The following is a 9297-nucleotide window of genomic DNA, read 5'->3' on the forward strand; positions in this document are numbered from 1 at the left end:
ATTTATCTCATTTAAATATTTAGATGAGGATGTGGCAAACGTTTGCTTTTCTCTTTCGGTCAGCTAAAATGCCCGCTTTGCTACCACGGGATTGTTTTCGATGTCTGTTTCCACCCTCGAGTCAGAAAATGCGCAACCGGTTGCGCAGACTCAAAACAGCGAACTGATTTACCGTCTTGAAGATCGTCCGCCGCTTCCTCAAACCCTGTTTGCCGCCTGTCAGCATCTGCTGGCGATGTTCGTTGCGGTGATCACGCCAGCGCTATTAATCTGCCAGGCGCTGGGTTTACCGGCACAAGACACGCAACACATTATTAGTATGTCGCTGTTTGCCTCCGGTGTGGCATCGATTATTCAAATTAAGGCCTGGGGTCCGGTTGGCTCCGGGCTGTTGTCTATTCAGGGCACCAGCTTCAACTTTGTTGCCCCGCTGATTATGGGCGGTACCGCGCTGAAAACCGGTGGTGCTGATGTTCCTACCATGATGGCGGCTTTGTTCGGCACGTTGATGCTGGCAAGTTGCACCGAGATGGTGATCTCCCGCGTTCTGCATCTGGCGCGCCGCATTATTACGCCGCTGGTTTCTGGCGTTGTGGTGATGATTATCGGCCTGTCGCTAATTCAGGTTGGGTTAACGTCCATTGGCGGCGGTTACGCAGCCATGAGCGATAACACCTTCGGCGCACCGAAAAATCTGCTGCTGGCAGGCGTGGTCTTAGCCTTAATTATCCTGCTTAACCGTCAACGTAACCCTTACTTACGCGTGGCCTCACTGGTGATTGCGATGGCGGCCGGATATGCGCTGGCGTGGTTTATGGGCATGTTGCCAGAAAGCAACGAACCGATGACGCAAGAACTGATTATGGTGCCAACGCCGCTCTATTACGGTCTTGGCATTGAATGGAGTCTGCTGCTGCCGCTGATGCTGGTCTTTATGATCACTTCGCTGGAAACCATTGGCGATATCACGGCGACCTCTGACGTTTCCGAACAGCCAGTGTCCGGTCCGCTGTACATGAAACGCCTGAAAGGCGGCGTGCTGGCAAACGGCCTGAACTCGTTTGTTTCGGCGGTGTTTAACACCTTCCCGAACTCCTGCTTCGGGCAAAACAACGGAGTGATCCAGTTGACTGGTGTTGCCAGCCGCTATGTCGGTTTTGTCGTCGCGCTGATGTTGATCGTGCTGGGTCTGTTCCCGGCAGTGAGCGGTTTTGTACAACACATTCCAGAACCGGTTCTGGGCGGCGCAACGCTTGTAATGTTTGGCACCATCGCCGCCTCCGGTGTGCGTATCGTTTCTCGTGAGCCGCTGAACCGTCGGGCGATTCTGATTATCGCGCTGTCGCTGGCGGTTGGTCTGGGCGTGTCTCAGCAGCCGCTGATTTTGCAGTTTGCCCCTGAATGGCTGAAAAACCTGCTCTCCTCCGGGATCGCCGCGGGCGGTATTACTGCCATCGTGCTGAATCTGATTTTCCCACCAGAAAAACAGTAATTCACTGGCGGCGGTAAGATAATTACCGCCGCAGTCTCACCTCTTTCACCATTCCCGCCTTGAGGATTGCGCGTAAATCGTGCATAACTCCCTTATGTGCATTTCACGGGATGGAAGACCATGAAATTTATTGGGAAGCTGCTTCTCTACATTCTCATCGCTCTGTTAGTGGTGATCGCTGGCCTCTATTTTCTTCTGCAAACCCGCTGGGGAGCAGAACATATCAGCGCATGGGTTTCCGAGAATAGCGACTATCATCTGGCCTTCGGGGCGATGGATCACCGTTTTTCCGCGCCATCTCATATCGTGCTGGAGAACGTCACGTTTGGTCGTGATGGTCAGCCCGCGACCCTGGTGGCAAAAAGTGTCGACATTGCGCTAAGCAGTCGGCAACTGACCGAACCACGCCATGTCGATACCATCCTGCTGGAAAACGGGACGCTGAATCTCACCGACCAGACCGCGCCGCTACCGTTCAAAGCCGATCGTCTGCAACTGCGTGATATGGCGTTTAATAGCCCGAATAGCGAATGGAAACTGAGCGCGCAGCGGGTAAATGGCGGCGTGGTTCCGTGGTCACCAGAAGCCGGTAAAGTGCTGGGTACGAAGGCGCAGATTCAGTTTAGTGCCGGATCGCTTTCGCTCAATGATGTTCCTGCCACCAATGTACTGATTGAAGGCAGTATTGATAACGATCGCGTTACGCTGACTAACCTGGGTGCCGACATCGCCCGCGGGACATTAACCGGAAACGCGCAGCGTAACGCCGACGGCAGCTGGCAAGTGGAAAATCTGCGCATGGCGGATATCCGTCTACAAAGCGAAAAATCGCTAACCGACTTCTTTGCGCCATTACGCTCTGTCCCGTCGTTGCAGATTGGTCGCCTGGAAGTGATCGATGCTCGTTTGCAAGGTCCGGACTGGGCGGTGACCGACCTCGATCTCAGCTTGCGCAACATGACCTTCAGTAAAGATGACTGGCAGACACAAGAAGGCAAACTGTCGATGAACGCTAGCGAGTTCATTTATGGTTCGCTGCATTTATTTGACCCGATTATAAACGCGGAATTTTCCCCGCAGGGCGTAGCGCTGCGCCAGTTCACCAGCCGCTGGGAAGGGGGTATGGTCAGAACGTCAGGGAACTGGCTGCGTGACGGGAAAACGTTGATCCTTGATGATGCGGCAATTGCCGGGCTGGAATATACCTTGCCGAAAAACTGGCAACAGTTGTGGATGGAAACGACACCCGGTTGGTTAAACAGCCTGCAACTGAAGAGATTTAGCGCCAGCCGCAATCTGATCATTGATATCGACCCTGACTTCCCGTGGCAGCTCACCGCGCTCGATGGTTACGGTGCCAACCTGACGCTGGTTACCGATCATAAATGGGGCGTCTGGAGTGGCTCGGCGAATCTGAATGCCGCCGCCGCGACATTCAATCGTGTTGATGTTCGTCGCCCGTCGCTGGCGCTGACCGCCAACAGCAGCACGGTGAATATCAGCGAACTGAGTGCATTTACTGAAAAAGGCATTCTGGAAGCCACCGCCAGTGTTTCACAAACGCCACAACGTCAGACACATATCAGCCTGAATGGACGCGGTGTGCCGGTGAATATTTTGCAACAGTGGGGATGGCCTAAATTACCGTTGACTGGCGACGGCAATATTCAGCTTACCGCCAGTGGCGATATTCAGGCCAATGTCCCGTTGAAACCTACGGTTAGCGGGCAATTGCATGCCGTGAACGCCGCAAAGCAGCAAGTGACTCAAACCATGAATGCTGGCATCGTTTCCAGCGGTGAAGTTACATCGACGGAGCCGGTGCGGTAAACATCAATCTCGCCGGGTACGACTCAGACGTACCCGGCATTCCATCAATAGATTACAACGTAATTGTCAGCGCATTCCCTTGAGGCTTCACCACCAGCCCCTGCTCACTTTCAGCCTGCGAACCGTCTTGCAGACCATTTACTTTCACAACATTGCGCAGGCACAGCGTCCAGTTCTTCGCCTCGCCCGCACCAGTCACAGTAATCGTGTTGCCAGTACGTGCTGCTTTTAAAGTAAAGATCACCGATCCGTCAGTAGCGGGCACTTCACAGACGGCTTCATGCCCGTCTTGCAGATTAAAGAGGTGGAATGCCGTGCCTTCGTGCCACACGTAATCGGGACGTTGATCGTTGTTGCCCAGCGCCAGTAGGGTGTTATCACGCACATAAATGGGCAGACTCAGGAAGCTGTGCTGCTGTTTATGCCAGCGACTACCGTCGAGCTCATCGTTGTGCCACAGGTGTGTCCAGCGACCTTCCGGCAGGTAGAACTGCACATCGCCCGCTTCAGTGAACACCGGCGCAACCATCACGTTGTCGCCTAACATGTATTGACGGTCAAGGTAATCACAAGCCGGATCGTCCGGGAACTCCATCATCATGGCCCGCATCATCGGCGTACCCCGCGCGTTCGCACGCGCAGCTTCACGATACAGATACGGCATCATGCGGCATTTCAGTTGCGTGAAGAAGCGCACCACATCACAGGACTCATCATCGTAGGCCCACGGCACACGATAAGATTTGCTACCGTGTAAACGGCTATGGCTGGAGAGCAAACCAAACGCGCACCAGCGTTTGTAAACGTGCGCCGGAGCGGTATTTTCAAAGCCGCCGATATCGTGGCTCCAGAAGCCAAAACCTGAAAGGCCAATAGACAAACCACCGCGCAGGCTTTCCGCCATTGATTCGTAGTTAGCGTAACAATCGCCACCCCAGTGTACCGGGAATTTCTGCGCACCGACGGAGGCCGAGCGGGCAAACAAGACAGCTTCTTCCTCACCAACGGTGTCCTTGAGCACGTTCCACACCAGTTCGTTGTAGATGTACGCATAATGGTTATGCATTTTCTGCGGATCGGAACCGTCAAACCACTGAACATCAGTTGGGATACGTTCGCCAAAGTCGGTCTTAAAGCAATCAACGCCCATCGCGACCAGACCTTTCAGTTTGTCGGCGTACCATTTGCAGGCATCCGGATTGGTAAAGTCATAAATCGCCAGACCTGGCTGCCATTTATCCCACTGCCATAGCGAACCGTCCGGGCGTTTGAGTAAATAGCCTTTCTCTTGTAACTCTTTAAAGACGGGGGATTTTTGACCGATATAGGGGTTAATCCAGACGCAGATTTTCAGTCCTTTCGCTTTCAGGCGGCGGATCATCCCTTCCGGGTCAGGGAAAGTCAGCGGGTCCCACTCAAAATCGCACCACTGGAAGGCTTTCATCCAGAAACAGTCAAAGTGGAAAACATGCAGCGGCAGATTGCGTTCCGCCATACCATCGATAAAGCTGTTTACCGTCGCTTCGTCGTAGTTGGTGGTAAATGAAGTGGTTAGCCACAGGCCGAAGGACCACGCGGGCGGCAGCGCCGGACGACCAGTAAAGCGGGTATAACGATCAAGTACCGCTTTCGGCGTCGGGCCGTCGATAACAAAGTATTCGAGATATTCACTCTCAACGCTGAACTGCACTTTGGAGACTTTCTCCGATCCCACTTCAAAAGAGACACACTGGGGATGATTGACCAGTACCCCATAACCACGGTTAGTCATGTAGAACGGGATATTTTTATACGCCTGTTCAGTACTTGTGCCGCCGTCCCGGTTCCAGGTCTCTACCGTCTGGCCATTGCGCACCAGGGCAGTAAAGCGCTCTCCCAGACCGTAAACTGTTTCGCCAACGCCAAGATCAAGCCGCTCAAACATATAATTGCGTTGATTATTCGTGTCCTGCACGTAGCCATTATTTTTCACCTGACTACCGGTAATACGTTCGCCGTTGCGCAGAAAATCCAGTGACCAGAACTCACCTTTGCTGACACGCGCGCTTAAGTTGCCACTTTTAAACTCAGCATAACGTTCTGTGTTTTCGATTGTGACCTTCACGTCCTGCAAAATATTGAGCGGATAATGAGGACCGTTATTCAGCGCCCCCTGAAAATGCTCAATCCGCACACCGACAATACCTTCCTGTGGGGAGAAAAAGCGCAACGTAAATAAAGGCGTATCAAGCTGCCAGGTACGTTCACGCACATCACGGGGGGCAGCATAGACCACCATTTCATTATCCTGCTGTTCAACCTCGAACACCTGAAGCGGGTGAATCAAATTGAGGCCAGGTTGAATCAACCAGTTTCCATCGCTAATTTTCATTGCCGTTCCTTAGTTCTGCACTTCTTGAGAGGTGAATTGTTGCTGGCAACGGCGTTTACCCTGAGCCAGCTGTTCCATAACGGTTTTCAGATTGTGCGTCGTGAGTGAGTAGTAGCGTTTAGCGATAATCGCGCTCAGCAAATAACAGATCGCCGGAACAATCGTGAATAGCGCAATAATGATGCTAATCGTGGCGCTGTTCTGCGCTTTTTCTGCCGCATCATATCCGCCATAAGCCAGCATCCAGCCGATAAGAGCGCCGCCGAAGGCCAACCCCAGTTTGAGCACAAACAGCGTGCCAGCAAAACTGATCCCGGTCAGGCGTTTACCATTGCACCACTCGCCGTAGTCGACGGTATCGGACATCATTACCCACTGGATAGGTGTCACCAGTTGATGCAACACACCAATCACGAAGATGAAGACAAACATAGTGATGCTGGCCTGCATGGGAACAAAGAACATCGCGAGGCTAATCACTGCCAGCAGGGCGTTCGTCCACCAGAAGATAGTGACTTTACATTTCCAGTCGGTCAGAGGTTTTGCCAGTGCGGAACCAATCAGGTTACCCACGCAATAAGTGGTGAGAAAAGCGACAAACACTTCCGGCGTGCCCAAAATCCATGTGACGTAATACATCATCGCCCCACCGCGTACGCACACCGCCAGGATATTGAAAATGGTTAGTAAACCGACAATCCGCCACTGGTCGTTTTGCCAGATATCACGTAAATCTTCCCGCATAGACGTTGTTGTAGGTGGTGCTTCAACGCGTTCTTTAGTGGTGAAGAAACAAAATGCCAGCATCATGAATGCCACCACGGAAAGGACCGCGATACCGCCCTGGAAACCGAGTGGTTTATTATCACCGCCAATTAAATTAACCAGTGGCATCATCAGAACAGTAGAAAGCATGCCTCCCGCGGTCGCCAGCACAAAACGCCAGGATTGCAGCGAGATACGCTGAGTCGGGTCATTGGTGATTACACCACCCAATGCGCAGTAAGGGATATTGACGACGGTATAAAGTAAGGTAAGTAGGGTGTAAGTAATTGCTGCATAGATCATTTTGCCGTTCATACTGAGATCTGGCGTGCTATAGGCCAGTACACAGACGATCCCGAATGGCAGTGCGCCAAACAGTACCCACGGACGAAATTTACCCCAGCGAGAGCGCGTTCGATCGGCCAACAACCCCATGCAAGGATCGGAAATCGCATCCAGTGCACGAGCGACCAAAAACATGGTTCCGACAAATCCGGCAGGAATGCCAAAAATATCGGTATAAAAGAACATCATATATAACATTACGTTATCGAAAATAATGTGGCTGGCGGCGTCTCCCATGCCATAACCAATTTTCTCTTTAACGGACAACACTTCACTCTTCATCTGCTTTTCCTTGATGCTATAGGGGTGCTGAGACCGATAACGCATTTTGTAAACCATCCCTGTGAGAGCGAATATTCCGATATCTGGTTATTAATTTATGATTCTTGTTTTATGTGATCGTGGTAGCGTTAATTCCGCTCATATATCATTGTAAAATATGGGTTTTATATGAACTATAATGCTTTCGTGATAATACGCTGCGTGTATTAGGCGGAAAAAACTGATCTGGGGGATGTAGAAACTCAAGGAAGTAGCTATAATGCGCCCCGCCTCCATGTAGCAATCGAGGCGCGGAAGATCGTCGTCTCCGGTGAGGCGGCTGGACTTCAAATCCAGTTGGGGCCGCCAGCGGTCCCGGGCAGGTTCGACTCCTGTGATCTTCCGCCAATTAACATCTTCTGAACTCTCCCGATGTCAATATCTCCCTTCTAATCCCTTGTATATCAGGATTCCTTTGTATCCAGAAGTCAACCGACTTCACCCCGTATCAAGTTGCTTTTGGGGGTGCTTTAGGGGGTGTTATTTCCTATTGAAATATCAGCACCCCCATAATTGGGAAAATATGATATATAACAACGGCTTTCAACTACATCTTTGTTATACAAGGGATGCATTGGGGGTATCAGGTTAATTACTGGCAGAAATCCCCCTCAAGAACATGAATTCATTAAAAGCCGGAGGATGTCATGGCATTAACCGATATTAAAGTGAAAACCGCAAAACCAAAAGAAAAGCCCTATAAACTTGCTGATGGCGGCGGTATGTATCTACTGATTAACACTAATGGTTCTAAATACTGGCGAATGAAGTACCGCTTTGCTGGTAAAGAAAAGATGCTTTCTATTGGCGTATACCCCGATGTAACGCTAGCCGACGCTCGTGAAAAACGCAACGAAGCCAGGAAAATCCTCACTGCTGGAGGCGATCCAGGGGTGGCAAAAAAAGAAGAAAAAATCGCGCAGCAAATGAGTTTGAAAAATACGTTCGAAGCAATTGCTCGCGAATGGCATCATTCAAAAGCCGATCGGTGGTCATTACGCTATCGTGATGAAATCATTGATACCTTTGAAAAAGACATTTTTCCCTACATTGGCAAACGCCCTATCGCCGAAATCAAACCAATGGAGTTACTGGAAGCACTGCGTAAAATGGAAAAACGTGGAGCTCTGGAGAAAATGCGCAAAGTCCGGCAGCGCTGTGGTGAGGTGTTCCGCTATGCAATTGTTACTGGTCGGGCAGACTACAACCCTGCTCCCGATCTTGCCTGTGCTTTAGCTACACCGAAAAAAGTACATTTTCCCTTTCTTACTGCTAATGAACTTCCCCACTTCCTCAACGATCTGGCGGGTTATACCGGAAGTATCATCACTAAGGCAGCTACTCAGATCATTATGTTAACCGGTGTACGAACACAAGAGTTACGTTTCGCACGCTGGGAGGATATCGATTTTGAGACAAAATTATGGGAGATCCCGGCAGAAGTAATGAAGATGAAGCGACCTCATATTGTGCCGCTCTCTGAGCAGGTCATTGCGCTATTTAAGCAACTTGAACCAATCTCAAAACATCATCCTCTGGTCTTTATCGGTAGGAACGATCCTCGCAAGCCAATTAGTAAGGAAAGCATAAACCAAGTCATTGAATTACTAGGATATAAGGGAAGACTCACAGGGCACGGTTTCAGACACACCATGAGTACAATTCTGCACGAACAGGGCTTTAATTCTGCCTGGATTGAAATGCAGTTAGCTCATGTGGATAAAAACGCTATCAGAGGTACCTATAATCATGCCCAGTATCTGGATGGTCGCCGTGAAATGATGCAGTGGTATGCTGACTACATTGATTCACTTTCTGAGCAGATCTGATGAATGAAAGTTCAGTGACATAGAAATAATGAATAACCATCCAGCCCCAACGGCCGGATGGTTTTATTTATGTTTTCTTTTTTATTTGCTCACACCGCCTGAATTCTCATTGGGGAACCAGGATTTGAACACCACACCTTGTGCCACTCAGCAAACAGGCTGTAGCCTTACTGACAGAACTTAAGACATAGGCTGGTGAAAATGGTCTGATCTTTACGGGAACACATGACCCGCGTAAACCAATCAGTGAAAATACCGTAAATAAAGCCCTGAGGGTTATGGGATATGACACAACCCAAGAAGTCTGTGGTCATGGATTCCGGGCGATGGCATGTAGTGCGCTG

At 50.5% G+C, this 9297-nt stretch carries 5 protein-coding genes, 1 tRNA gene and 1 pseudogene; 5 read left to right on the plus strand and 2 right to left on the minus strand.

Annotated elements, in window-relative coordinates:
• The first annotated feature begins 100 nt into the window (after positions 1-100).
• Together xanP and QZF50_RS09715 are read left to right on the plus strand one after the other, a co-directional pair.
• Positions 101-1492, plus strand: a complete 1392-nt coding sequence (xanP, locus tag QZF50_RS09710; protein ID WP_001295238.1) for a xanthine/proton symporter XanP — start codon at positions 101-103, stop codon at positions 1490-1492.
• Between the two features lie 120 nt (positions 1493-1612).
• A complete protein-coding gene (locus QZF50_RS09715) occupies positions 1613-3322 on the plus strand; it encodes an AsmA family protein (protein ID WP_001298946.1) in 1710 nt (569 codons plus the stop codon).
• 52 nt (positions 3323-3374) lie between these two features.
• Here the strand turns inward: QZF50_RS09715 and yicI are convergent, their stop codons facing one another.
• Together yicI and QZF50_RS09725 are read right to left on the minus strand one after the other, a co-directional pair.
• Complete coding sequence (gene yicI, locus QZF50_RS09720) at positions 3375-5693, minus strand: alpha-xylosidase (RefSeq protein WP_000702903.1); 2319 nt, start codon at positions 5691-5693, stop codon at positions 3375-3377.
• A gap of 9 nt (positions 5694-5702) precedes the next feature.
• The gene (locus QZF50_RS09725; protein WP_000834439.1) at positions 5703-7085 is read right to left on the minus strand and encodes a glycoside-pentoside-hexuronide family transporter; all 1383 of its coding nucleotides are present in this window, start codon (positions 7083-7085) and stop codon (positions 5703-5705) included.
• Between the two features lie 292 nt (positions 7086-7377).
• Between QZF50_RS09725 and QZF50_RS09730 the strand changes: the two genes are divergently transcribed.
• From QZF50_RS09730 to QZF50_RS09740, 3 genes and pseudogenes are all read left to right on the plus strand, one after another.
• Positions 7378-7472 (plus strand) — tRNA-Sec (locus QZF50_RS09730).
• Positions 7473-7771: 299 nt separating this feature from the next.
• Positions 7772-8953 (plus strand): integrase arm-type DNA-binding domain-containing protein, encoded by a 1182-nt coding sequence (locus QZF50_RS09735; RefSeq protein WP_021537648.1) that lies wholly within the window; start codon positions 7772-7774, stop codon positions 8951-8953.
• 104 nt (positions 8954-9057) lie between these two features.
• Positions 9058-9297: pseudogene (locus QZF50_RS09740) on the plus strand (integrase); the annotation flags it as partial.

The organism is uncultured Escherichia sp., assembly GCF_948475835.1.
GTDB lineage: Bacteria > Pseudomonadota > Gammaproteobacteria > Enterobacterales > Enterobacteriaceae > ECMA0423.